Source organism: Persicitalea jodogahamensis, from assembly GCF_014651615.1.
In the GTDB taxonomy this organism is placed as follows: domain Bacteria; phylum Bacteroidota; class Bacteroidia; order Cytophagales; family Spirosomataceae; genus Persicitalea; species Persicitalea jodogahamensis.
Window position 1 is genome coordinate 1,928,596 of the sequence record NZ_BMXF01000001.1, and the last position, 25,113, is coordinate 1,953,708.

Sequence of the window (25,113 nt, forward strand, 5' to 3'; positions counted from 1 at the left end):
TCTGGCCGCCGTAGCGGGGATATTGTACAAAAACGGGCAGGGAAACGTCCCCACCCGTTTAATCACTAACCTATCGAATTACCAGGGTTTACCGGTTCCTTGAATGAGCCACGGTTTCGACCATGCGCTGTTCTTATTGTCAGCTTGAGAATAGTTGGTGACTTCCAGTTTTTCCAGAGCCGCCATGGTGTTGGATTCGTTGAGATTCAACTCGTCCTGTGTGTAATAGAAGCGGACGGGCAGGACAGAGCGCTTGGCCGCCGGGCCCGCTTTCAGTGCCGGTAGTCCGGTGCGGCGGAAGTCAAACCAGGATTCGGTGGCGGCAGTCCAGCTGGCGATCCACTTTTGCTCCATAATCTGGGCCAAAGTACCATCGTAAGCCACGCCTTTTTGAGCGATGTAGGTGGGGTACTTGTCGCCAACACCCCAGGTTTTCAGTGAGTTTTCAATGCCTTGTTCGTATTGGCTTTTAGCATCGGCGGTGATCCAGCCTTTCTGCGCGGCTTCGGCCAGGATGAAATGCACCTCAGCGGCGGAGATCAGCCTTGCTTTCAGCAGTGGTCCGGTGGCTTTCTTATAAATATCGTTCAAAAACGACGCGTGGGGGTTAAATGAGGTTTGACCAGGCGTCGGGTTGAGGTTATAGGCCGAGGGCAAAGCCGAGAAGCTTGGCGGCAGTCCTACGTACTCGGGATCGGTATCTATTTTTTCGGTACCTACTTTATCGGGGGAAAGAAGCCGCTTGCCATCCACAATTTTATCCGTTCCGGCGGGTAAAGTGGCGTCTACAACCAACGGTATCTGCACCTTATTGGCCCAAATCCCCAAACGCGGGTCACTCTTGGCTTGCAGGGATTCGACCAGCGTGGAAGCCATTTTTATGCGCCGATAGCTACTTCCGCTGGCGTCAAAGTCCGAGTTGGCGGGCCAGGCCGTATCGTTGCTGGTGCCGGGAAAACTCATCACGGCGTCCTCAGTGTTCTTGGTGATGATGGGGTACTTCGTCGCGTCTCCGAGTATTTTTGAAATTCCTGACTTTGCCACGTCGGGCATCTTGGCCGAAATTCGCAGGTAGTATCGTAAAGCCAGTGAGTTGGCAAATTTCTGCCATCCCTTCGGGTCGCCTTTGAAATACACATCCACGTTATCTACGATGCCCTGGTACTCCCCCTTCGGCTTGGAAAGCAATGCATTGGCCTTCTCCAAATCGGCCAGCACACCATTGTAAATCGTTTCCTGATTATCGAAGGCGGGTGTGATGTTTTCGGCCCCGCCGATCTCGCCTTTCAGCGCGAAAGTGTAGGGGGCGTCGCCCCACAAATCGGTAATGAGGCCGAACAGGAAGGCTCGCATCACCAGCGAAACACCCTGGTGGAACTCAAAATTAGTTTCCACGGCGCGTTGGTACAGCAGGTCATTGTTACGCAGGATGTTGTAGTAGCCACCCCAGCTTTGGCTCGACCAGTCATAGTCGTTGTGGCCGCTCGACCAGGCGTCTTTTTGGGTGTGCTGCACCACCCCGGCGATGTCCCCGTAACCGAGATTTACGTAGGCTTTCCCTGTTTCGGTCAGCACGGTGGGCAGAATCAGGTTAGGATTTACCCGGTCGGAGTCGACACCGTTGGGGTTTTCGTTGAGTTCCGTCAGATCTTTGCAAGAGAAGAACGAGGTCAGCACAACGAGGAAAACGAGGTACTTTTTATTCGATAATTTCATGTCTGAAAGGATTTTGGATTTTGGATACTGGATTTTGGACTTTCTGTGAGAAACAAAGCCCAAGATCCAATAGCCAACGTCCAGTATCTAAAAGTTAAAATGTCAAATTAAGCCGTACACCCACGGGAATCACCCAGGGAATCACGTTGTAGCGCTCGATGCCCTGCTTGAACTGCGTTCCGGCTTGTGCACCCGATTCTTGCTGGAAGGCCATTTCGGGATCGATGCCGATTTTGGCTTTGGTCCAGAGAATGATGTTCCGGCTGTAAACCGAGACGCTGGCGTTCTGCATTTTCAACTTTTTGGTAAAAGCGGGCGGCAGATTGTAAGCCAGCGAGACTTCCCGCAGCTTGATGAAGTCCGCATCGAAAGTAGCGGCGCGGGTAAAGCTCCACGGGTAGTTGTCGCCGTAGGGAATGTATTTTGTGTCGGGGCCGCCGAGGTTCTCGGTATAGCCGATGATCTCGCCCTCAGCGTTATACTGGGCAATCACGCCCGGATTGAACACCGCGTAGTCGTAGGTGTTGCCACCATAGCTGAACGGGAACCCGCCGTACTCTGCCGTGGGACCGCCCACAATGTTGAACTTTCCGTTTTGGTTGACTCTGATCAATTCATCTTCATTTGCTTTCAGGTAGTTGACCAAAGCATCGCCCGACAGACCATTAGGATTAATGAGGTTATCGAGGAAGCGTTGTGATTTCAAATCCGACTCGCCGTAGCGGTAGGTTTGTGAAACGAAATCGCCGCCCTTACGCCAGTCAAAGGACATATTCAGGCTGAACGCCTTGTAGCTGAGCGACACCTGTCCACCCAGAATAAAGTCGGGGTTGAAGTTGCCAATTTTGTTGCGGGTGTTCGAGGCACTGATATCCTGCCATGAGCCATTATCGTCCAGAATCGGATAGCCGAAGTAGGGCGAACTCTTATCCGTAACAGTCACCATCTCGGCGTCGTAGATGTCGCCGATTTCGTCGCCTACGTAGGTCCAGGCGCCGCCTTTGGCGTCGGTCCAGAGGGTGTAAAACGGCAGGTTGTCGGCCAGTTCCACGATCCGGGTGCGGTTGCGCGTCAGGTTAGCGTTAACGTCCAGCCGCCAGCCGTTCCTGTCGATGGGCGTGCCGCCCAGGGCCAGTTCGATGCCTTTGCTACGAAGCAGCCCCGCATTGATATTCTTGGTCGAGAAACCCGTTGAAGGCGATAGCCGCGTGGGGATAATCTGGTTGCGGTTTTCCACCATATAGTAGGTAGCTGCCAGGCGCAGGCGATTGCGGAACAAAGCCGCATCCACCCCAAATTCGTAAGAAGTCGCAATTTCGGGCTTCAGATCGGGTAGCAGAATATTGCCCGACTTGGACAGCCGCGTGATGCCGCCCCAGGCCTCTGCGTTGCCTAAGGTGTTCAGCAGGGCGTAAGGTTGGGTGTCGTTACCCACCTGTGCCACGCCGCCGCGTAGTTTCAGCAGACTGAGGGTGTTGGACGAAGGCAGCATTTCGCTGACCAGCACGCTCAGCGACGCCGAGGGATAGAAGTAGGAGCGGTTTGCCTTGGGCAAAGTGCTTGACCAGTCGTTCCGGGCGGTCACGTCCAGAAATACCATGTCTTTATACCCAAAGTTAGCCAAGCCATACACGCTGTAGATGGCGCGTTGGCTCTGGTAGCTGCTGTATTGTATATCGGTCTGTGCGATATTGCCCAGCGTGAAAAGCCCCGGAATGACCAGCCCCGTCCGTTCGCGACTGGCGGTGCTTGCGTTAGAGGAAGTCTGATAGCGGATGTTTCCCCCGCCCGAAACCGAAAGGCTGAAATCGTTGAAATCCTTTGCGTAAGTGGCCAGCACGTCGGTATTGCGCTCAAACTGCTGAATGTCGATAATGCCGTATCCCCCGCGCGGCTCAAGAGTATAGCTGTTGCCAATCTTAGTTTCACGTTGCTCGTTATACGTATCTAGCGAGAAGCGACCCATCACGCTGAACTCCGGCGTAATCTGCCAGTCAGCCTTCATGTTGCCATATACCCGGTCGCGCACGAAGCTGTTGTTGACCTCGTAGGCTAGGAAATAAGGATTGTTAAAATTACCGGCTGACTGCGAAAGTTGCTGAATGCCTTCCTGCCCAGGGATCCAATAATTCTCCATGTCACGGATGTCGATGTGTGGCGACACGGCGTAGGCCCATTGCATAGGGTTACTGCCCCGGTTGCCCGCCGGACGATTGTTCGAGTTGCTGCGGCTCACGTTGACGACGGTGCTCAACTGCAATTTATTGCTCAGTTTTAACGTCGAGTTTAGTCCCAGGTTGTTTTTGAACAAATCAGAATTCGGGATGATGCCCCGGTTCTGCATATTGGAGTACGAAAGGCGATAGGTGACAAGGTCGCTGTTGTTGGAAACGGATACACCGTTGGTTGTCGTGATGCCCGTCTGCACGAAGTTGCGCACGTTGTTGGGGTGCGACACCAGCTCAGTCGGGATGGGTTTGCCGTCAGCTCCGATCGGGCTGTTCCACTGAATGGCTTTGTAGCCCTTGTCCAACTCTGGCCCCACTCCTCCGGCGGAGCCTTCGTCGATTAGTAGTACCCCGCCCGGATACGGGTTGTTGTCGGGTGTGAAAGGTAGAATACCTGTAGCGAACTTGGAGTGCATATCCAAAAACTTGTACGGCTTTTCCAAAACTGTATTCGATGAGATATTAACCGTCATTTTCTTGGCACTCGATCCACTCTTGGTTGTGATGATTACCACGCCGTTACCCGCCCGCGAACCGTAAAGTGCGGCGGCGCTCGGCCCTTTCAGGATCGAAACGTTTTCGATGTCGTTGGGATTGAGGTCGGCGATGGCGTTACCATAATCCACCTTGTTATCGCGGCCCACCTGGCTAATGTTGTTCAGCGAGTTGGTGATAGGTATACCGTCCACCACGAACAGCGGTTGGTTGTCGTTGCTGAGCGAAGTCGCTCCGCGAATCACCATGCTCACCGAGGAGCCTGCGCCGCCCGTGGAGCTTATCGAAACACCTGCTACGCGCCCTGCGAGGCCGTTCAGCACATTTTCCTGAGCCACGCGGCTGAGGTCATTGCCGTCCACCTTGCCCACCGAGTAGCCCAGGGAGCGTTCGTCGCGCTTAATGCCCAGGGCCGTCACCACGACTTCCTGCAGGTTTTCGGAGCTTTCGGACAGTGATACGTTGATCACGCTGCGGTTGCCCACCGCTACCTCCTGAGATTCGTAGCCGATAAAAGAAAAGACCAGCGTAGCTCCATTATCGGGTACTGATAGCGAAAAACTACCCGAAGCATCCGTGGAAGTACCCGTTTGTGTACCTTTTAATACAATGTTGACTCCCGCAAGCGTGGAGCCGTCGGCTTGCGAAGTGACCGTACCGCTGACGGTACGGATGGTGGAGGATGCCGTCGCGAGGGGAGGGCCCGCCAGGGTCACCGACACGCTGAGCGCCAGCAGCAGAGCGGTCGCCAACCCGGCCCTTAGATGGAGAAGTAATCCTGTTTTCATAGCATTCGATTGGTTTGAGTGTGAAAAATTATTCTTGATCCTTGGTAAGCAATCCGTAAAAATATTTTTCCAATATGACCGAGTACTCTGCGGTCATTTCCTGCTGTCCGATGTTTGCGAGGAGTTCGTTCAATTCCTCTTCCGACAGAGCGTTTCTGACTAGCTTTTCAATCAATTGAATAGCTCTATCATGCGAGGGCATCCGTTCTAATTTGCTGGTTTACACATAATACTGACCAGCTGATCAATCGGACTATCCGGGCTATATTTTCTTTATGTTAATTTTTGGCGAGCCGATACGAAGCCACGACGAAGTTTGGGCGTATCGAAGACAACTGACACCGATGGGCGGGGCCACCGTTGTCAGTTGCTTTCTTCAGGGGCTCAGATGGAGGGACGGGTTTAATAGAAGTATAAAGTCAAAGTCGCGATAACTCTGAAAGTACCTTGCAGTACTCGGGGATGTACCCTGAATTCACGCAAACGCCACCGAAAACTGGTCACGCAGGATCTGCCGCGCTTTGACGAGTTGGTTTTTGACGGTGTTTTTGGAAATATGCATCAATTCGGCGATTTCCTGATAGGATTTTCCTTCGTAGACATTGAGCAAAAGTACCTGCTGGCGCTTCTCCGACAAGTTGCCGACAACCTCGTCCAGCAGTTGGAATTGCTCATGCTTATCCTCCGATTCTTCAGGTAGTTGGTGAGTCATCTGCTGAAGGTACTGCTCCCGCAACCTGCGGTCCTTCTCCATGCGCTTGAAGTGATCGAACGCGTAGTTTCGCAGGCAGGTAAATAAATAGGAGTTGAAATTCAGGGCGGGATTGATCTGCTCTTTTCTTTCCCAGATTTTCAGAAACACCTCGTGCAGTACGTTCTCGGCCTCGGCCTCGTCTTTGAGAAGCGTGATACAAAACCGTAACGCGGGCTTTCGGTAGAACTGGTAAAGTGTGCCGAATGCGCTGCGGTTGCCGTCGATGATCTTTTGGAGGAGGAGGGCGTCTGGCTGAGTCATGTCAAGGGAGGTTTTATTGACGATAGGTTTCAGGAACAGTAGGATAGAACAGTGAATCATCCAACCATTTTACGTTTAGGAACCTAAATTTACCGGTTTCCAAAACAAGCTACGTCGCATTTTGCGTTAATCTATCCTCGTTTTGCGCAAATCGCCAATTTCATAATGTCAGCGTAATTTACGGCTTGTCCATATTGCCAATTTGTTAAATTTCAGATAGCCCAAATTCTCTTGTCGGGAGTAATCATTGCGGAAATTGAGCCAAAACTTCATGCATATCAAAATCATCCTTCTATTTGCGCTGACGGTCACGCTGGGCATTACCTCCCGCGGGCAGACCTCCCTGCCACTCACTCCTAAAATTTCCGAAGTACTGATTTTCCCCCCGCAGGAAGACCACACCCATGGCAGCAGCCTGGTGGAATTGCCAAACGGCGATCAGCTCGCGGCCTGGTTTCAGGGCAGTGGCGAAAGGTCTGCCGATGATGTGCGGATCATGGGGGCGCGGCTGAAAAAAGGCTCGAAGCAGTGGTCTGCGCCCTTCCTGATGGCTGACACGCCCCATCTTCCGGACTGCAATCCGGTACTTTTCCTGAATCACGAAAAAAAGTTGTTTCTGGTGTGGATTGCGGTGCAGGCCAACCGCTGGGAACAATCGATCCTGCGGCTGCGTACCTCGACGGAATACAATAAGGACGGAGCGCCCGTCTGGAACTGGCAGGACAATATCCTGCTCAAACCCGACGAATCGTTTGCCGCAGAAGTGAAGAATAAACTGAAATCTCTGCCCGAACTACCGCGCGGCTGGGCCGAGTATGCCCCGCGCTACGATGCTATGATTGCCGATGCGGCAGCCGATCCCACCAAGCGTAGTACGGGCTGGATGACCCGGATCAAGCCGTTGTTGCTGGGAGACCGGAAGATTGTCCTGCCGCTGTATTCTGACGGTTTTAACTTTTCGCTCATGGCGATTTCGAACGACGATGGAACTACCTGGCTACCCAGCCTGCCGCTCGTGGGGCGCGGGCCCATCCAGCCTGCCCTGGCCCAAAAGAAAAACGGGAACCTGGTCGCTTACCTCCGCGACAGCGGCGACTGGCCCACAAGGGTGCAGGTGAGCGAATCGGAGGATGGTGGGCAAAGCTGGTCGGCGGCGACTAAAACAGACATTCCGAACACGGCAAGCGTGGCGTTGCTGACGCTGCGTGACGGCAGCTGGGCATTTGTGGGAAACGATGTCGTGGACGGCCGGTATCGGCTGGCCCTGTTTCTGTCCGACGATGAAGGCCAGTCGTGGAAGTGGAAAACCTATCTGGAAAACGAACCAAAGGACCAGGGTAGTTTCTCCTACCCCTGCCTGACGCAGGGCACCGACGGGCTGCTGCGGATAACTTATTCGTACAGCCGGGATGGAAAACGGGAGACGATCAAGTACGTGGTGGTCGACCCAAAGGAAATGAAGAAGTAAAACCCCAAAATTCAATCGATTCGCATGAAAAAATTGTTTCCGATCTTATTGACAATCCTGGTCCTGGCTATTTGTCAGGCAAAAGCCCAACGCGCCTATCAGGACAAGCCATTCGTCCAGGAATATAGCGTAAAGTACTATCTGGATGCTCCGGATGTGGAGCTCAGGAAAGTGCGCGCTGATCGCAACGGCGTGATCAAAATTCTGTCTTCGCAGGGATTGATGCTGCCCCATGGCGGTCAGTTTCTCTATCCCGGAAGCATCGTGCCGGACGGTCGCTACCGGTTTATCAAAGACAAAAAGCTCAGTGATCTGGGGGCTTACCAGAATCAATTCGTGTTTCTGGGCGACAAAGCCATCCTGAGCGATGCCTGGGCGGGCAGCCTCTATGACGAACACGGGCTGACCGGTGCCAAACACTTTGCGGGCGGCGAGGATTTTGCTTTTCTTGTTTCGGATGGCCAGAAACTGGTCTTTTTGGTGGACAATAAAAAGGTATGGCAGGAGGATGTGTCAGATATTCTCGACATAAAGTACCAGCCGCAAAAAATGCAATTCTGGGTTTTGACGAAGTCGGGACTGCACACCTTCACGCCCGCCACCCTGGAATGGACCGAGGTGCTGAGTGGAAAAAACTTCACCGCTTTCGACATCGCCGATAATTCCAGGGCCGTAGTGGGTACTTCGGAAGGCTACCAGGAATGGAATCCCGCGGCGAAAAAGGCCGTATTGAAAAACAAACTGCCTGCTACCGATATCACGGCGGTCAAGATCATTGGCAACAAGAGCTACTTTGGTACTTCACAGGGGGCTTTTGCGGTAAATGCAGACGGTAAAATCGACTACTACTATGGCGAGCGCTGGCTGCCGGGCAACGAGGTGGTGGATATCGCCGAAGGCCCGGAGAACTCAGTGCTGATTCTGACCAAATCGGGGCTGGGCGAACTGAAATTCAAGTTCATGACGCTGTACGACAAGGCAATGTTTTACGATAAGCAGGTCAGAATGCGGCATATCCGTAACGGCTTCAATGCCACCGTTACCCGAATGGACAAGGGAAACCTTGCCACGGGGTACCTTGGCGACTCGGACAACGACGGCTTGTGGACGTCGATGTACCTGGGCGGCGAAATTTTTCGGTACAAGGTTACCAAAGACCCCGAAGCCCTGCAAAACTGCCGCGAATCACTGGACGCCATGGAGCGGCTTTACACCATCAATCCGGTAGCCGGTTTTCCGTCGCGCTCTTTCGAGCGACGTGGCTACATCGACCAGCTGTCAGATCCGGACCGCTGGCAGCATTCCGAAAACCCGGAGTGGGACTGGAAGGCAACCACGAGCAGCGATGAGGCCATCGGCCATATTTTTGCCTTCGGCGCGATGGCCGAGCTGATAGATGACCCTGCTCTCAAACGGCGCTCTATTGCCCTCATCGACACCCTTATGGGGCACATCCTCGACCATGACTTGTACCTGATCGACTACGACGGTAAACCCACCCAGTGGGGCAAATGGAATCCGGCTTACGTCAATGGCTTCCCAACCAACATTGGCGATCGGAAGCTGAATTCATCCAATATCACGGCTATGCTGCAAACGGCTTACCACTTCACCAAAAAAGAAAAATATAAGGAGAAGGCGATGGAACTGCTGCAAAAGCACGGCTACCTGGAAAATCTGATGCGTCCGATGAGCGAAATCGGCAAAGCTACCGATGAATCGGGCGCCCTGGCGCAAAACCTGTCGGATGGCTGGAACCACTCCGACGACGAGATGTACTTTGTGGGGTACTGGGGCTTGTACCGCTACGCCTTCAACGATACTTTGCGGGCCAAATACAAGGAGGCCATCCTCGATCACTGGCAAGCGGAGCGTCCCGAAAAGGAAGGGGCCTGGAATATCTTCACGGCCCTGACGGGAACGCCCAACTTCGACCTAACGGAGGCTGTTTGGTATTTGCAGGAATACCCGCTCGATATGATAAACTGGGATGTTCAGAACAGCCACCGGCAGGACATCAAACTGATCGACCCCAATTTTCGGGGCCAGACCACCGCCGAAGTACTACCGCCCGACGAGCGCCCTATCCGGCGGCACAATGCCAATACGTTTCAGTTGGACAGCAAAAGCAAAAGTAATGGCTCGTCCGAAAACAGTGCGGGGGACATCTGGCTGTTGCCTTACTGGATGGGAAGGTGGCTGGGCGTGATCAGCCCGCCGATGAAGTAAAGGTTACTGCCCGAAACGCTCCCGCATTGCCGCCGGAACCTGTTGGTACAGACGATCGACAATGGCTTTCAATTCAGCGGGTGGAGCATTGTGGTCGAAGGTGGGTGAGGTGTAAGTACTGTCGGGGGTAGTTATGGTCAGGGAAGCGGCCAATGCGCCGTCAAACTGGTGTTTTTTGCTCAGAACGGTCACTTTATCCAGTGCGGTAAGGGGCAAATCCAGGATTTGCCCCTTCAATTCCTTCCAAACTACCGGGTCGGTTTTCGTCGTTTCCTCCGCCTCGTTTATTATCACGACTGTTTTCTCGGCATCTACTTCGATGCTCCGCTGCGTCCCGCGCGTGAATTCTTGCAGACGGATACTTTTGATCACTTCGGGTGAACAACCAAGGGGAGCGGCCGTAATCAGGAGCAAAAGCAACAGCGTGAGTTGTGACATGGGTGTTCTGGTGGGTTGCTGTATAAAACGACTTCCAGTCCTAGGTAGTGTACGTAACTGTATTCACGCATAGGGTGGGCTCTCACCCCAGCTTCTCCATGGCTTTCACCAGGCTTTCGGTCTGCTCGACAGAGGTTGCCGGAAAGTTGGCGATCCTGACCTGCGAAGCCTTAAATTCGCCGTAGCCGCTGCCGATGACCATTCCCTTTTCTTTGAGCTTGCCGATTACCGCCGGGGAATCCATTTTTGTGTTGGCTACCACCACCGTTTGCGATTGCCAACGCGCTTCCTTGACAAATGCCTCAAAATTTGAATGCTTCCTGACGAAGTTGTAAAGTAGTCCAGCTTTGTATTCGGTTTCCTTTCGCATTTGGTTTACCCCGATTCGGTTGAAATCCTCTGCTATTTTGCCCAGGATATAAATTGCCAGCACGTTGGGCGTAGCGGGTGTCTCATGTTTCTGGGCAAACTTCCACAGAGTCGGCAGATCGTGATGCGCACCAATGGTAAGCCTGTCATTTTTCTTCAGGCGTTCGGCCTTGGCAAGGCACTTCTCATTCACGATCCAGACGCCCAGACCGGCGGGCATGCCAAAGGCTTTCTGGACGGAGAAAAAGGCGGTATCCACCAATTCGTAATCCAGCGCCGGATAGGGGGCAGAGGATACCATATCCACCGCCAGCAGTTGGTCGGGGTACTTGTTTTTGAGTTTGTGAATATCGGCTACCTGCATCTGTACCCCCGAGCTGGTTTCGTTGTGGGTGGTGCAAATGAGTTCGGCGTACTCAGGAGCTGAGATTGTGGCGGCGTCGAAGCCTTCGCCCATCGGCTTCTCAAAGGTGTGGGTGTACTTGCGCAGGGCATCGCCATAATCACGGAATTTTTGTGAAAATGAGCCATTCACCAGGTGAAAACTCTCGTGTTCCACGCAATTCAGCAGAATCCGCTCCCAGGCCTCCGAAGCCGAACCCAAAAACAGGATCTGATGCGTTTCGGGGACGGAAAGCAATGTACGCAGTTGCTCGACCGTGAATTTGTGCAAATCGCGGTACTGCTGGCTGCGGTGCGAAACAGAGCCCAATTGCCTGTCCACGAAGCTTTTCAGGTGCTTCTCGAAAGTAGGGTAGAGGGCGGCCGGGCCGGGAGTGAAAAAAGTTTGGGGCATGGGGCGGGGTTGGTAGCGTTTTCTTTTTAGGTTAAAAGGTCAATGGTTAAATGGTCAACGGTTCGCAGGTTTCTTTTCTGTCGAAATCTACCGGATAGCGCAGAACGACGTTTAACCCTTTGACCGTTTAACCCTTGACCTAATAAAGCATCCGAAACCGAATCGTCCCTTCCACCGCTTTGAGTTCCCGGACAAATTCTTCGGAGTAGTTTTTGGAAATATCAGCGATGACATAGCCGATGGTCTCGTTCGTTTTCAGGTATTGGCCCGTGATGTTAATATTGTGCTTGGCAAATATGCTGTTCAGCTTGGCAAGTACCCCCGGCACGTTGGCGTGGACATGCAGCAGGCGGTGCGAATCACCCAGCTTGGGGAGCTGCACTTCCGGAAAATTGTAGCTGCCGTAGCTGCTGCCGTTGTTGATGTATTCCAGCAGTTTGCTCGGTACGTAGTGACCGATATTTTCCTGCGCTTCCTCCGTGCTGCCACCGATGTGGGGCGTCAGGATGACATTGTCCAGACCAACCAGTTCACTTTCAAAGGCTTCGTTATTGGTTTTTGGTTCTTGCGGGAAAACGTCCACCGCAGCCCCGGCGATTTTTCCGCTCTTGATTGCCGCAGCCAGCGCGTCGATTTCCACGACGTGACCGCGCGAGAGGTTCATGAAAATCACGCCGTCCTTCATCTGGTCGAATTGCTCCTTCCCGACGATATAGGTATTGTCTTTGCGACCATCCACGTGCAGGCTGATAACGTCGGCGATTCCAAACAATTCGGCCATGGAATTGACCTTACGGGCATTCCCGATGGCCAGGCGATCGACCACGTCGTAGAAATACACCTCCATCCCCAGGGCTTCGGCTACGACTGACAACTGCGAACCGATGTTTCCGTAACCGACCAGGCCCAGTTTCTTGCCCCGGACCTCGTAACTACCGCTGGCAGATTTGTCCCAGATCCCCTGATGCATGGAATTGCTCTTGGGGACGATATTCCGGATCAGCATAATCATCTCACCAATGGCCAGCTCAACTACCGAGCGGGTATTGGAATAAGGCGCGTTGAACACTGCCACCCCACGCTCGGTGGCGGTTTCCAGGTCGATCTGATTGGTGCCGATGCAGAAGGCCCCGATTGCCATCAGGCGGTTGGCGCTTTCCAGTACTTTTTTGGTCAGTTGGGTCTTGGACCGGATGCCGATGATCGACACGTCGCGGATACGCTCGCAAAGTTCGTCCTCGTCCAGGGCTCCTTTCAGGAATTCTACGTTGAAACCTTCGTCCTCAAAAGCCTTCTTCGCTGCCGGATGGACATTTTCCAGCAAAAGTACCTTGATGCGGCTCTTGGGATACGACTGGCTGCGGCTCAACTTATTGTCGTACAGGAATTCATCCAGTGAACCCGACACGTGGTCGGCCTTTTCGACGACCCGCGGACGATTCACATTCTCGGTGAACGCATAAAAGCGATTTGCCAGACCCGATTCACGGAGTTCGTAGTCGGTATAACCATCGCCGATGACATACACATCGCCCACCAGATTGAGCGTCCGCAGCAATTTTATCTTGCCGCCATCGCTGGCCAGTACGTTGTTCTCGTCCACACCGATGATGTTTCCCTCTTCATCGAACAAAAATTCATTGGCAAAAACGTGCTCGGCCCGAACGCCCAGTTCCGTGACGATGGGTACTATGAATTCTTTGAAGCCACTGCTGACCACATAGATATGATCGGCATTGTCGGTGATAAACGCCTTGTTGCGCAAAAACGACTCCGAAACCTTGGTGCGCAGATAGTCAATCAAAAGGTCGATATGGCTGCGATTGGCGGAGAGCAACGCGATGCGGCGGCGCAATCCCTCGGCAAAGGGCATTTCGCCGTTCATGCCCAGATCCGTTAGTTCACGGATTTGTTGCACGATAGCTTCGCGGTCCTCGTGGGCAGCCAGGGCAATCATCGCCAGTTCGTCCAGTCCTTCTACTTTCGTAAAAGTGCTGTCAAAATCTATGACAATGTGGGTGGGGTTCAAAGTTTGGGTCAACATGGGGAGGTTTTTGGGCTGAATTTGTTCGCCTGTTAGTATAGTGAAATGCTTTGAAGGTCGCAAAATTACGAAACAGCCGGGGATTCCTCCACCAAAAATTCTATGGCTCGCTTTTCTGACCAATAAAGCCCGTTTTTTGTCTTTCGGTCCCGAAAACCGCAGTGCCCGCCCGCCCCGGTTAGTTCCAGCCACACGTTCGGTAATCGCGAAATCGCGGCTTGCGGCAGGCTCTCAGCCGGAACGAGCGGATCATTCAGGGCATTGACAATGAGCGTAGGAATTTTGATAGATTCCACGAAGTACTTGGCGCTGTTGCGCCGGTAGTAATCGTCAGCCCCCTCAAAACCGTGCAGCGCAGCCGTATAAATGTGGTCGAAATCGTAGAAGGTTTTGACCTTGGCGTAGTCTCCGGCGTTGATCCCTTCGGGGAAAACGGCCGCTTTGGCGTGTACTTTTGGTTTCAACGAACCCAGAAATCGTTTCAGATACAGCCGGTTCTCGGGCTTCTCGATGGCGCGGCTGCACGCCAGCAAATCCATGGGGACACTGAACACGACGGCTTTTTTTATTTCGGAGTAGACCGACTTTCCCTTTTCCCCCAGGTACTTTAGAGTCAGGTTGCCGCCCAGGCTGAATCCCATTAAATGAATTGTCTGGTAACCCTTCAATAAGGCGTGCCGAACCACGGTTTCCAGGTCTTCCGTGGCCCCGCTATGGTAAAACCGCAGTTGTTTGTTCATTTCGCCGCCGCAGGAGCGGTAGTTCCAGGCCAGGCAGTCGAAGCCCTGTCGGGTCAGCGCCCGCACCATGCCGAGGATGTACTGCCGCTGGCTGTCACCTTCCAGCCCGTGGGAGAGAATAACCAGTGCGTTGGCACTGCCTTGCCCGGTTTGCGACCAGTCCAGGTTCAGGAAGTCCTCATCGGGCGTTACGATCTGCTCGCGGGTGTAGCGGACATCTTTAATTTTTCTGAACAGTGCGGGGAATATAGTTTGAAGATGGCCGTTGGGTAGCCAGAAAGGTGCCTGATGATCGTGCGTGCGGAGTAGTGGCATGAAGTTTCAACGGATTCCGATTTTTTATTTTTTACAAAAGTACCATTCCATCGATCGTTAAGAGGTATGAAAAATGTAAATATCCTGACCAGCCTGGCGCTTTGCCTGTTGTTTAGTTGCAAAGACCCCATCAATACCCCCGAGCCACCTGCTTTTTCCGACGGCCTGGTTTCCAACGAAAATGGCAACGCCGATCTGCTGAAAGCCGTTGGTCAGTACTCTGGCGGCAGCCGCTGCACGGCGGTCTTTGTGCGGCTTTCCGACAACGAAAATGCCCCGGCCTACGCCCTGACCAATGGTCACTGCGTACAGGATTGGGACCCCAATGCGGTGCATATCGACGAAGCTGTCAGCCACAAAATATATTTCAACGTATTCGAAAATACACCGGATTCGGCCCGCATCGAAGTGGCGGTCAGGCAAATCGCTTACTCGACCATGAAGGGTACCGACCTGGCCGTTGTGGAGCTGAACGCTACGGTAAAGCAAATGATTGACAAGGGTATTCAGCCCCTGCCCATTGCCCGCAGCCTACCCGCCGCGGGTACACCGATCCAGATTTTCGGCATCCCGGTGGACAACTTGCCTTCCGACGAGTGGCGGATGCGCCGGACGTCGGGTACCCAAGGAAGGGTAGTAGACAAGTTGCTGGAATTCAGCTGGACCTGGTATGACTTCATCGCCAACGACGCGCCGGGCATCGCCGGGGGTAGTTCCGGATCGCCCGTGTTCGGGAGCCTGGCCGACGGCGTATCTGGCCTTATCAATACGACGGCGGTCGAAGGTGCCTCGCCTTGCTACCTTGGTGCGCCCTGCGAGGTGGTTGCCAGCGGTACCGACTATCGTGCGGGCACCAACTACGCGCTGTCGGTGCTGGCGGTGACGGGCTGCGTGAGTGCGAACGGGAAATTTGACGTGAAAGCGCCCAACTGCACGCTGGACAAGGGAAATAATGTGGCAATAGAAGGTTACCCCTTGGCAGCCACCAATCTGCAAGATTCCGATTTAAGCGGACGGCCCGTTCAGAAGACCTGGAACACGACCGTTTCGGGGAAGGCATACTACCGCTACAAAATAGGCCCGGCCGCCACGACCGCCCCCCGCGATCCCGCCGGATACAGCGAGGTCTGGCCGGCGAGTAAAATGATTGCTGATTCGCTGCCCAAGGTATCAGGGCAGACGATATTGGCTGTTCTGGGCGGCAATGCGCCCACTTTTGACGCCACCTGGCAGCAGCCGAAGTACGCTACCGTAGCGCGGGTCGAAATCGATAATACGCCCCCAACGATGGAACCCAACGTGTCCATCCGTGAAGATGCTGATGCTTATTCCGTTTCGCTGAATTTCTCGCCCCCGGAATTGAGCGATTACATTTACAATTTCGGTCACCCGGATAGCGTCAGCACGACCAATACGAAGGATTATTTTCGCTACCGGCGCATTCCTTTCCGGATTCCCAAGGGCAAACCCATCAAGTTAGTGGTGTACGGCTTCGATTCGGCGGGCAACGCCACCAAACCCTACGTGAAGAATTTCCCCTGACCGATTTTTTTTCGATCTCGCAAAAAGTGCCGGCAGTCGTTCCAACCTTTTCGTACCCTACCGTATCTTGGATAAAAAGAACCGTAAGAAAATGAAAAAACTAGGATGGCTGATGATTCTTCTGTTTTTGGCAGGATGCAGCAGCAACGAATCTCTCTCCCCCGCCCAAAGTGCGCTTCAGGGCAAGTGGCAACTCACCGAATTCTGCCTCAGCCCGGGCGATACCAGTTGTCCGGTCCAAACCGCCACTCCTGCTACCACGCAGGTGCTGGATTTCCGGGCCGATGGTACTTTCCTGGAAAATCGCCCGCAGCCGGGTCAGTCGCAGGCGCCCATATTCAGTTCGGGCGAGTACCGACTGGAAGCGCCCGACGTTATTTATTTCAAGTTCGACCCGGTCGTCACTTCCGGATTCAACGGAGTGATACCGCCAAAAGTGGTTGAAGAGGTGAAGTGGCACTATTCGCTTACCGGAAACTTATTAATCCTGAACCCGCCCTGCAAGGAACGTTGCGCTTATACCTATAAAAAAATATAAAAACTAAGCACACGGGCCGGCGCATTAGCATAGGCTGTCAGTCTGAGCGGAGCCGAAGGGTCATTTTCCGTCGCGCTTCATCTCGGACTGCCGCATGGGCATGGCATCGATGAGCGAAAAGAATTTCTCGGTGGTCACAGGCCTGGTTTCGGAAAGTTTGGTGCCGCCATCCTTTCCGACCAGCCACACGCCAAACTCCGCGAGGTCGTGATTGAAATGGCGGGCAACGTAGTTTCGGTCCTCGGAGCTGAGGGTTTTGCCGATGCATTCGATCACTACCAGATCACGATCCCTGACGCCTTTGGTTTTCTCCGCCAGGATCTGTTTTTGTTTTTGAAAATCTTTGGACCCGGCCTCCGGTACATAAATCACGATCACGCGATTTTTCCAGGTCAGACTTTGCATTTTCTCATAGAGGGGTACTTGCGCAAAAGCGGAGAAAAGAATGAAAGGAGAGAGGAGAAAGGAAATAAGGAGAGCATTCATGCTTTTTCGTTTTGAATAATGATGCGGTCAAAACTTTTCAACGCTTCGTTTTCCGTGAAAAGTATTTTGTTCAACTGAAAATGGACTATGAAAAGGATACTTACGATGATAATTTTGATCGCTTCTGTTGGTTGCCAGAAAGTCAGGGTAGATCCTGGTTGTATTGAGAAACCATCCAATAGATGTTGTTATAGAATTTATACTCCTGTTTGCGGTTGCAATGGGAAGACATACAGCAACGATTGCGAGGCGGAAGGGCACGGGATTACATGGTACACCAAAGGCGAATGCAAATCAGGCTAAGCAAAAGGATAGCTCATGATAGTATCATTTGATACTATCATGTGATTTTATAAAGATTGGGAATCGTCTATAATTCGATCGTCTTTTTCTTTATCTCGTTTCGGTCGAGGTAAAAAAACTCTTTGACAACTCTCTTCTTTCCATTCCGAATTAGAGTGATGTATACATATACTTCGCATTCTGCTTCAATAGCTTTTTTAATCGTAAACTCTTTGTAAAAGTGGGTAACGTTCTCAAACCCTCTATCTACATCCTCTCCACAGGCATAGATTTTATAACTGATGCTATCTTGTCCATTCGTTGAGTTGATGAATTTGAAATCTATCTCGCCGTAGGGTTTTAAAATTATATCGCCGAAATCAGTTTTTGTCCCCTTAAAACGCAATTCTCTTGTATTTCCCGGAAAACGGCCAAAATAACCTTCCTTGTAAACCCCAAGAATTAAATCTGTCTCGGAAGGTGACAGGGAGAAGTTTCCATTTGGATCCGTAGTAGTAGAATCACCCGTTTTTTCGTAAGTACTACAAGCGAATCCACAGTTGAACAATTGCTTTAAAACAACCACTTTGACTCCCTCAATCGGCATATCGTTTCTGTACGTCACAACTCTACCCTTCACGGCAATCTTGGGCGATAAATCAAGCAAATTGCACCCCTCAACAGCGCAGACTGCTACGGCTAATATCAGCCAGAAGACTACTCGGGTGATCTTCATTGCTTTTGCTTTAAAGCCTTGAGAGCTAGGGTAAATTGTATTTTGATAAGGCTAATCATCAATAAATTAGTAACTAACTAAGCATTTTCCAGAATAAAGTCCGCATCTATTCCCAATTTTGCGCGTAGCTGTTTAGCGAGAGTAAGAGACACCCGACGCTTCCCTCGCATGACTTCAGACAATCGCGTTTCGGCTATTTCCAGCAATTGAGCCATTTCCCGTTGGTTCATTTTCCGCTCGTACATCTTGAAGCTGATCATTTCGGGAATCCCTTGGGGCACCTGAATCGGCATAAGAGGGATACTGTCTTCATATCTTTCAGCGATTTCGGCCAATTGCGCTAATTCTTTTGCTTCCTCGGAGGTAAGGCTGGCGAAGCTTCCACGCGAAGTGGCTTTTTGTAGGTAGTTTTCGATGGTCGCCATTAGTTGGCGGTACTCAGTTTCGTTAGCTGGTGAATTCATTATTGATAGGATTTGTCAAATCGTCGTACAGTCAATTTTATTGTATTCAGCGTGGGTGCCTACAAACCGGATAAATACCGTGCGTTTATCAAAAAAAATCATAGCCACAATACGGTAACGATTGCCCCGAACATTGAAAACGAAACGATCATTCCCTACGTAATCGGTTGAATTAAAAGTTTGCTTAACGGCATTCAGGTCGTTCCAGTCAGCCAGCTTTACCCGTTTATACCAATCGTTAAGGGCGGAACTCGCACTGGAATGCTGTTGACAGAACTCAACGAGTATGGTTTTACTGATTACGACCACGTCATTTCAAACGTAAAATATGAAAAAAGAATTTACAAATAAGATTAATTTTTTACAGAAAATGTAATTATTGCGGTTCGATTCCCTTAGCAAGTGTCATAAATACTACGCTTTTCTCTAATTTTGCATCCAAACAATCAACAGCAAGCTTTTTGAATACTTCCCTCACCCTCACGCCCAAACAACTTGGCTTCCACTTCCCGCCCGAATGGCACCCCCACCGCGCCACCTGGCTCACGTTCCCGCACAACGAGGCGTCGTGGCAGGGCGATAAGCTGGCCCGGATGCGGCCCCAGTACCTGGCCTTTATCAAGGCGATTAGTCAGGGCGAGAAGGTAGGGATCATAGCCAACGATGAAGCACTGAAAGACTTTATTATTCAGGAACTGGACGCCATTGGGGTAGATTTGGGGCAAATCGAATTCGTGCTAAAACCAACCAACGACGCCTGGTGCCGCGACCATGGTCCGGCCTTTCTCCTCAATCCCGAAACCGGACAGCGCCTGGTCGTGGACTGGGGGCACAATGCCTGGGGCGGCAAGTACCCGCCCTACGACGACGATGACCGCACCCCGCTGGCCGTGGCCGAGCATCTGGGGCTGCTTGCGGTGCAGCCGGGCATCATCATGGAAGGCGGCTCGGTGGAGTTTAATGGCGCGGGTAGTTTGCTTACAAGCCGGTCGTGCCTGCTGAATCCCAACCGGAATCCGGATATGAATCAAGGCCAGATCGAGGAATACCTCCGTAACTACTACGGCGTGGAGCAAATTCTGTGGGTGGAAGACGGCATTGTCGGCGACGATACCGACGGGCATATCGACGACACCACGCGCTTCGTGAATGAAGACACGGTCGTGGCCTGTGTGGAAAGCGACCCGAATGACGATAACTACGCGGTGTTACAAACAAACCTGGAATTGCTCAAAAAAATGCGGCTCCTGAACGGCAAACCGCTCAACGTCATTGAACTACCCATGCCCAAAGCCGTGATGATCGGCGACTTCCGGACACCGGGTTCTTACGCTAATTTCCTGATCTGCAACGCGGGCGTCATCGTCCCGGTTTTCGAAAATCCGAACGACCAGGTCGCCGTGGATATTCTGGAGCAAGCCTTTCCCGACCGCAAAATCATCCCGCTTCCGGCCACCGAAATCATCTGGGGGCAGGGTAGTTTTCACTGTTTGAGCCAGCAGGAGCCTGCGGCCGTTCTTGGTTCTTAGTTCAGTGTTCTTTTTAAATTCAGATAGTTTGAATAGTATGTTGATAGATAGCTAGTTGTCGGTCTGAGCGGGACGGTCCGTCGCAGCCGTCGAAGACCGCTTTACACCCAAGAGGGTTGGAAACCCAACCAAGAACGAAGAACCAAGAACTTTGTACAAAAGATAATGCCTCCCAAACTACCCCAACTTCTCGTCTTCTTCACACTTTTAATCTCTTCCTGCACCCGGCAGACCTTGACCAGTATGGAAATCATGCGCCTGGAAGCGGTGGATCTGGAAGAGACCCTTACGCTGCGCGATGAATTGATGATGGCTTATTCGCTGACTTCCTTCGACGCCGCCGGGAAAGCCGTGGCGGTAAGCTACGGGAGCTGGGGGATCGTGGAGGCAAAAACCGGGCAGGTTTTCCCGGAAAAAGATTTTCAATTCATTCAGATTCCGCTACCCAGAAATGGCAAAATCGTGGCGACGCTGGCGCTGGTGGAAGTGGACGACTACGCCCAGGCGCAGAAGACACTGGCCACGATCCGCAAGTACCACGATTTCATCAAAGTTCCGGCCGCACTGGCCGAGCTGGCCGACGTGGCGTTGACGCCTCTAAAGTACCTCTCGCTGGGTCTTACGGCAGCGGGGGTAGGTTTTCAACTGGCCGACCGCCTCGACGCCGACGATATTCTTGGCCAGAACAGCGCCGAGCTCGGGTACCGGAAAGCGGTGGAAAATCCCTTGTGGAAAGTACCTCTTACCTTTAAGGATTCGCATTTGAAAAGCAGCTTTCACTATGAGTTATCGTACGAGCTGCGTTCCCAAACGGTTCAGGTAAAGCGCCGGACCCGGCCCAAATCGTGACGGGAATCTTTCATCTGGCAGCGAAAGCCCGTAACTTTGGCGTTTGGACAATATTTGAACTGCCGGGCGGTTTACTATACATTTCATAAGCAGCGCCGGAATAGCTACGTTTTTACAAAAGAATGATTAAAAATATCTGGTCGGTAGCAGGAGTTGTCGCCGTGATGGCCTCCTGCCAGACCACCGCCCCACCCACCCAGCAGACCAAGCCTGCCGCACCCAAACAACCCGTGTTGGTAGAAATCGGCGACGAATCGTTCAGTCCCGATGCTTTTTTCCAGTCATTTACCAAAAACCGCTTTTCGGCGGATTCGGCCAAGTCGCTGAGCGCGGCGGAGTACTTTGAGGTTTACACCAGCACCAAACTGAAACTGCTGGGAGCCCAGGCGCAGGGCCGCGACACCACCAGTGATTTTAAGGAAGAAATCGCCTCGTATCGCGAGCAACTGGCTGCGCCTTACCTGAGGGATGACGAACTCGTGACCGAACTTACGCAGGAAGCCTACAACCGCCTCAAGCAGGAAGTCAGGGCGGCACACATCCTGGTGGCCGTGCCGGAAGAAGCCTCACCCGCCGATACGCTGTCGGCCTACCGGGCGGCGGTAGCCATGCGGGGGCGGCTGCTGGAAGGCTCGGACTTCAACGACATGGCAGAGAAGTTTTCCAAAGACCTCACGGCAAAAGACAACAAAGGCGACCTGGGGTACTTTACGGCCTTCCAGATGGTTTATCCTTTTGAGAATGCGGCTTACCTTACGCCGATTGGGCAGGTTTCGGAACCCGTGCGGACGAAGTTCGGCTACCACCTTATCAAAGTCCTCGACCGCCGTCCGGCGCGCGACAAACTGCGGGTGGCACACGTGATGATTCAATTGAAGCCGGATTTTTCCAGCGAGAAAAAGAAAGCCGCCGAACAGCGTATCAGGGAAGCCTATAATCGTTTGGAAAAAGACGAAGCCTGGGAGAAAATCGTGCAGGTGTATTCCGACGATTTTCAGTCGCGGCAGGCGGCCGGGCTGCTGCCGCTTTTTGGCGTGGGCGAAATGATGCCCGAATTCGAGAAAGCTGCCTACGGTCTGGATAAAGTAGGTGAATACTCCCAACCCGTCGAGACTCCCTACGGCTGGCACATCATCCGGCTGGTCGAAAAGCGTCCGCTGGAATCGTATGCCGTGATGGAGGCTTCGTTGAAGCAGAAAGTACTGACCGACAGCCGGGGCGAAACGATCAGGAAAGCCTTTACCGACCGCCTGCGCCGGGAGTACGAGATCAGCGAAAATCCCGACGCCTGGAGCGAAATGCTTGAACTGGCCGACAGCACGCTGCTGGAAGGAAAATGGAAACTACCCGAAACCTTTTCGGCGGACGTGGAGAACCCGATGCTTTTCACCATCGAGAAAGCGGCCGCCACGAGCAAAGATTTTCTGGAATACACCAGGAACCGTTTGAAACCACGCCCGAAGGGGGCCGATCCGAAAATCGTTTTGCGGACCTATTACAACGATTTCCTCAACAAACGACTCCTGGAATACGAGCGCGACAATCTGGAAACCAAATATCCCGAATTCAGGACGCTGATGAAAGACATCCGGGAAGGTGTGTTGCTGTCGCAGGTCATGGAAGAGCAGGTCTGGCAGCGTTCGCTCGACGATTCGCTGGGACAGGTCAGACTCTACGAGCAGAATATCGATCAGTACAAGTACCCCGCGCGGGCTTTGGCCACCGTGGTGGAGGCACAGGACACGGCCACCCTGAATCAGGTGATGAGCACTTTGGCGGAGCCGCCTTATCTCCTGCGGCTGAAGAGCGAGGAAATAGTATTTGAAGAAAATAAAACGGAGTTTACGGCGGCACAACTGAACACCCTGTACCTGCTGGCGGCTACCATGAAGAAGAACGCTGACTTTGTGGTGGAAGTCGCCGGGGCACGGACCCCCGAAGAAGCCGACACGGTGTCGGCGGCGCGGATAGGCCGGGTGGTGCGCTACCTCAACGGGCAGGGCATCCCGATTACCCGGATCATGGAGAAAGACTACGGGTCCTTCCGGCCCGTGCCTGATCCCAATCGCAACCGCCGCGTAAGTTTTCAGTTTTTCAGTCGTTCAAGAAAGGACCTGGAACGCGTCATGAACCTCGACGCACCCGGCAGCGTTAAAATCAGCAGCGGGTACTTTGCTCAGGATCATGCGTATTTCAGGAATGCGGCCTGGCAAGTTGGAAAGCAGACCGTCGATCTGCCGGGCCGTAGAGTCGCGGCGATCGAAATCGAAAAAATTGAGGAGCCGCGCACCAAAACATTTGCCGAAGCGCGGGGCTCGGTCATCAATGCCTACCAGCGAATTCTGGAAAAACAGTGGCTGGATACGCTGAAGCAGAAGTACCCCGTGAAGGTCAATAAAGCGGAACTGGACAAGCTGACGCGGTAATTGACTATCAACTAACGGCTGACGGCTCAAAATAAATTCTTTGCTGGTGCGCCAGCCCGGTGGTGCGCCAGCCCGTCTTCGGCTCCGCTCAGACTGACAGCCTATACTAGTGCGCCAGCCCGACCGGTACTTTGCCACTATGTGGCTTTGAAACTTTGAAACTCAAAAATAAACCATGAAAATAAAAACAACTTTTTTTCGCAACGCGCTGCTCCTTGCATTCGGCCTGATATCCACGCTGGGCTTCGGGCAGGGGCAAACGGGCATCAGCGTGGACAAGATCATTGCCCGCGTGGACAACTACTACATCCTGCGCTCCGAACTGGAAGAGCTTTACCAGAGCTACAAAGCCGAAGGCCAGCGTACACCTGAACGCTGCCAGCTGCTGGAATCCCTGATTATTAATAAAATGCTCCTGGCCAAAGCCGAAATCGACTCCGTAACGGTGGAGGAAGGCCGCGTGGACGAACAACTCGACGGGCGGATGAGCTACATGATTCAGCGCTTCGGCTCGGAAAAAAATCTGATGGAGGCCTACGGGAAGAGCGTGAACGAATTGAAGACCGAGCTGCGTCAGCAGGTGAAAGACCAGGCGATCGTCGAAACCATGCAGCAGAAGATCGCCGGCGATGTCAAGATCACGCCCAACGAAGTCCGCAAGTTTTTCAATACCATTCCCAAGGATTCCCTGCCTTACATTCCGGCGGAAGTCGAAGTAGGGCAAATCGTGCGTGTGGCGGCGGTGACCCAGGAACAAAAGGAAAAGCTCCGCAACCAACTTCTGGACATCAAGAAGAAAGCCGAAAACGGCGAAGACTTCGCTGTACTAGCGCAGATCTATTCCGAAGACCTTGGTTCGGCCAAGAATGGCGGTGACCTGGGATTTGCCAAGCGGGGCGCCATGGTGCCCGAGTTCGAGGGGGCGGCTTTGGCCATGAAGCCCAACGAAATTTCCAACATCGTGGAAAGCCAGTTCGGATTCCACCTCATTCAACTCCTCGAAACGCGCGGGGCCGAATACCACGCCCGCCACATCCTGCTGCGGCCCGACTACAACCGCGGGACTGACGTGACCGAAGCGACCCGCTACCTGGACAGTCTGCACGTGCTGATAAAAATAGACACGTTGACCTTTGCGGAAGCGGCCAAGAATGATTCGGAAGACAAATTGACGGCTGACGCGGGTGGCCTGATCATGGACCCGCAGACCGGCCTGACGCGGATTCCCCTGGATGCTTCGATGGACCCGGCCCTGTACTTTGCCCTCGACAGCATGAAAGTGGGACAGATCAGCGCCCCCATAGCTTACCGTACTGAGGACGGCCGCTCGGCCATGCGGATTCTTTACTACAAGAGCAAATCGGAGGGGCACACGGCCAACCTGCGGGACGATTACGAAAAATTATCCCAGATTGTGCTGGGCAATAAGAAAAACAATGCCCTCGAAGAGTGGTTCAAGAAAGCGGCGGGTGATGTTTTCATCAGCGTGGATGATGAATTCCAAAACTGTAGTATCTTCGGGCTTTCCCCAAAAGAGAATCAGTAGTTTTTAATTTTGAATGATAGAATGATAGAAATGATAGAATGACGGTTGGCCGCTGCCAAAGCATATGGCTTGCG

At 52.8% G+C, this 25,113-nt stretch carries 21 protein-coding genes; 9 read left to right on the forward strand and 12 right to left on the reverse strand.

Annotation, left to right across the window (positions count from 1 at the left end; all coding sequences use genetic code 11):
• Positions 1 to 78: 78 nt before the first annotated feature.
• The 4 genes from IE117_RS07925 to IE117_RS07940 all read right to left on the reverse strand — a co-directional run bounded on the left by IE117_RS07925 (position 79) and on the right by IE117_RS07940 (position 6,242).
• On the reverse strand, positions 79 to 1,716 hold the full coding sequence (locus IE117_RS07925; protein WP_189563749.1) for a SusD/RagB family nutrient-binding outer membrane lipoprotein: 1,638 nt from the start codon (positions 1,714 to 1,716) through the stop codon (positions 79 to 81).
• Positions 1,717 to 1,810: 94 nt separating this feature from the next.
• Positions 1,811 to 5,227, reverse strand: coding sequence for a SusC/RagA family TonB-linked outer membrane protein (locus tag IE117_RS07930; protein ID WP_189563750.1), 3,417 nt, complete (start codon positions 5,225 to 5,227; stop codon positions 1,811 to 1,813).
• Positions 5,228 to 5,255: 28 nt separating this feature from the next.
• The gene (locus IE117_RS07935) at positions 5,256 to 5,429 is read right to left on the reverse strand and encodes a hypothetical protein (protein WP_189563751.1); all 174 of its coding nucleotides are present in this window, start codon (positions 5,427 to 5,429) and stop codon (positions 5,256 to 5,258) included.
• Between the two features lie 273 nt (positions 5,430 to 5,702).
• Positions 5,703 to 6,242, reverse strand: coding sequence for an RNA polymerase sigma factor (locus IE117_RS07940; RefSeq protein ID WP_189563752.1), 540 nt, complete (start codon positions 6,240 to 6,242; stop codon positions 5,703 to 5,705).
• Positions 6,243 to 6,513: 271 nt separating this feature from the next.
• On the opposite strand from IE117_RS07940, the gene IE117_RS07945 reads away from it, so the two are divergent.
• Positions 6,514 to 7,710 (forward strand): sialidase family protein, encoded by a 1,197-nt coding sequence (locus tag IE117_RS07945; RefSeq protein ID WP_189563753.1) that lies wholly within the window; start codon positions 6,514 to 6,516, stop codon positions 7,708 to 7,710.
• A gap of 24 nt (positions 7,711 to 7,734) precedes the next feature.
• Complete coding sequence (locus IE117_RS07950) at positions 7,735 to 9,939, forward strand: hypothetical protein (protein WP_189563754.1); 2,205 nt, start codon at positions 7,735 to 7,737, stop codon at positions 9,937 to 9,939.
• 3 nt (positions 9,940 to 9,942) lie between these two features.
• On the opposite strand, the gene IE117_RS07955 is transcribed toward IE117_RS07950, so the two are convergent.
• The 4 genes from IE117_RS07955 to IE117_RS07970 form a co-directional block, all read right to left on the reverse strand.
• The gene (locus IE117_RS07955) at positions 9,943 to 10,377 is read right to left on the reverse strand and encodes a hypothetical protein (protein WP_189563755.1); all 435 of its coding nucleotides are present in this window, start codon (positions 10,375 to 10,377) and stop codon (positions 9,943 to 9,945) included.
• A gap of 82 nt (positions 10,378 to 10,459) precedes the next feature.
• A complete protein-coding gene (locus tag IE117_RS07960; RefSeq protein WP_189563756.1) occupies positions 10,460 to 11,542 on the reverse strand; it encodes an aminotransferase class V-fold PLP-dependent enzyme in 1,083 nt (360 codons plus the stop codon).
• A gap of 139 nt (positions 11,543 to 11,681) precedes the next feature.
• On the reverse strand, positions 11,682 to 13,586 hold the full coding sequence (gene serA, locus IE117_RS07965; RefSeq protein ID WP_189563757.1) for a phosphoglycerate dehydrogenase: 1,905 nt from the start codon (positions 13,584 to 13,586) through the stop codon (positions 11,682 to 11,684).
• A gap of 65 nt (positions 13,587 to 13,651) precedes the next feature.
• The gene (locus tag IE117_RS07970; RefSeq protein ID WP_189563758.1) at positions 13,652 to 14,641 is read right to left on the reverse strand and encodes a YheT family hydrolase; all 990 of its coding nucleotides are present in this window, start codon (positions 14,639 to 14,641) and stop codon (positions 13,652 to 13,654) included.
• Between the two features lie 66 nt (positions 14,642 to 14,707).
• Here IE117_RS07970 and IE117_RS07975 point away from each other — a divergent pair, with 66 nt between their 5' ends.
• Both IE117_RS07975 and IE117_RS07980 read left to right on the forward strand, forming a co-directional pair.
• Positions 14,708 to 16,183: a trypsin-like serine peptidase gene (locus IE117_RS07975; RefSeq protein WP_189563759.1), complete on the forward strand. Its 1,476-nt coding sequence runs from the start codon at positions 14,708 to 14,710 to the stop codon at positions 16,181 to 16,183.
• A gap of 91 nt (positions 16,184 to 16,274) precedes the next feature.
• A complete protein-coding gene (locus IE117_RS07980; RefSeq protein ID WP_189563760.1) occupies positions 16,275 to 16,721 on the forward strand; it encodes a hypothetical protein in 447 nt (148 codons plus the stop codon).
• A gap of 60 nt (positions 16,722 to 16,781) precedes the next feature.
• Here IE117_RS07980 and IE117_RS07985 read toward each other — a convergent pair whose 3' ends face one another.
• A complete protein-coding gene (locus IE117_RS07985) occupies positions 16,782 to 17,207 on the reverse strand; it encodes a DUF4174 domain-containing protein (protein WP_189563761.1) in 426 nt (141 codons plus the stop codon).
• A 105-nt stretch (positions 17,208 to 17,312) separates the two neighbouring features.
• On the opposite strand from IE117_RS07985, the gene IE117_RS07990 reads away from it, so the two are divergent.
• Positions 17,313 to 17,510: a Kazal-type serine protease inhibitor family protein gene (locus tag IE117_RS07990; RefSeq protein ID WP_229580663.1), complete on the forward strand. Its 198-nt coding sequence runs from the start codon at positions 17,313 to 17,315 to the stop codon at positions 17,508 to 17,510.
• A 67-nt stretch (positions 17,511 to 17,577) separates the two neighbouring features.
• Here the strand turns inward: IE117_RS07990 and IE117_RS07995 are convergent, their stop codons facing one another.
• The 3 genes from IE117_RS07995 to IE117_RS08005 all read right to left on the reverse strand — a co-directional run bounded on the left by IE117_RS07995 (position 17,578) and on the right by IE117_RS08005 (position 18,998).
• Positions 17,578 to 18,225, reverse strand: coding sequence for a peptidase associated/transthyretin-like domain-containing protein (locus IE117_RS07995; protein ID WP_189563763.1), 648 nt, complete (start codon positions 18,223 to 18,225; stop codon positions 17,578 to 17,580).
• Between the two features lie 77 nt (positions 18,226 to 18,302).
• A complete protein-coding gene (locus IE117_RS08000; protein ID WP_189563764.1) occupies positions 18,303 to 18,689 on the reverse strand; it encodes a helix-turn-helix domain-containing protein in 387 nt (128 codons plus the stop codon).
• A gap of 15 nt (positions 18,690 to 18,704) precedes the next feature.
• Positions 18,705 to 18,998 carry a type II toxin-antitoxin system HigB family toxin gene (locus tag IE117_RS08005; RefSeq protein ID WP_189563765.1) on the reverse strand — a complete coding sequence of 98 codons (294 nt, stop codon included), beginning with the start codon at positions 18,996 to 18,998 and terminating at the stop codon, positions 18,705 to 18,707.
• 152 nt (positions 18,999 to 19,150) lie between these two features.
• On the opposite strand from IE117_RS08005, the gene IE117_RS08010 reads away from it, so the two are divergent.
• The 4 genes from IE117_RS08010 (at position 19,151) to IE117_RS08025 (ending at position 25,039) form a co-directional block, all read left to right on the forward strand.
• Positions 19,151 to 20,218, forward strand: coding sequence for an agmatine deiminase family protein (locus IE117_RS08010; RefSeq protein WP_189563766.1), 1,068 nt, complete (start codon positions 19,151 to 19,153; stop codon positions 20,216 to 20,218).
• Between the two features lie 165 nt (positions 20,219 to 20,383).
• On the forward strand, positions 20,384 to 21,067 hold the full coding sequence (locus IE117_RS08015; protein WP_189563767.1) for a hypothetical protein: 684 nt from the start codon (positions 20,384 to 20,386) through the stop codon (positions 21,065 to 21,067).
• A 122-nt stretch (positions 21,068 to 21,189) separates the two neighbouring features.
• The gene (locus IE117_RS08020; RefSeq protein WP_189563768.1) at positions 21,190 to 23,493 is read left to right on the forward strand and encodes a peptidylprolyl isomerase; all 2,304 of its coding nucleotides are present in this window, start codon (positions 21,190 to 21,192) and stop codon (positions 23,491 to 23,493) included.
• Positions 23,494 to 23,668: 175 nt separating this feature from the next.
• On the forward strand, positions 23,669 to 25,039 hold the full coding sequence (locus IE117_RS08025) for a peptidylprolyl isomerase (protein ID WP_189563769.1): 1,371 nt from the start codon (positions 23,669 to 23,671) through the stop codon (positions 25,037 to 25,039).
• Positions 25,040 to 25,113 lie beyond the last annotated feature (74 nt).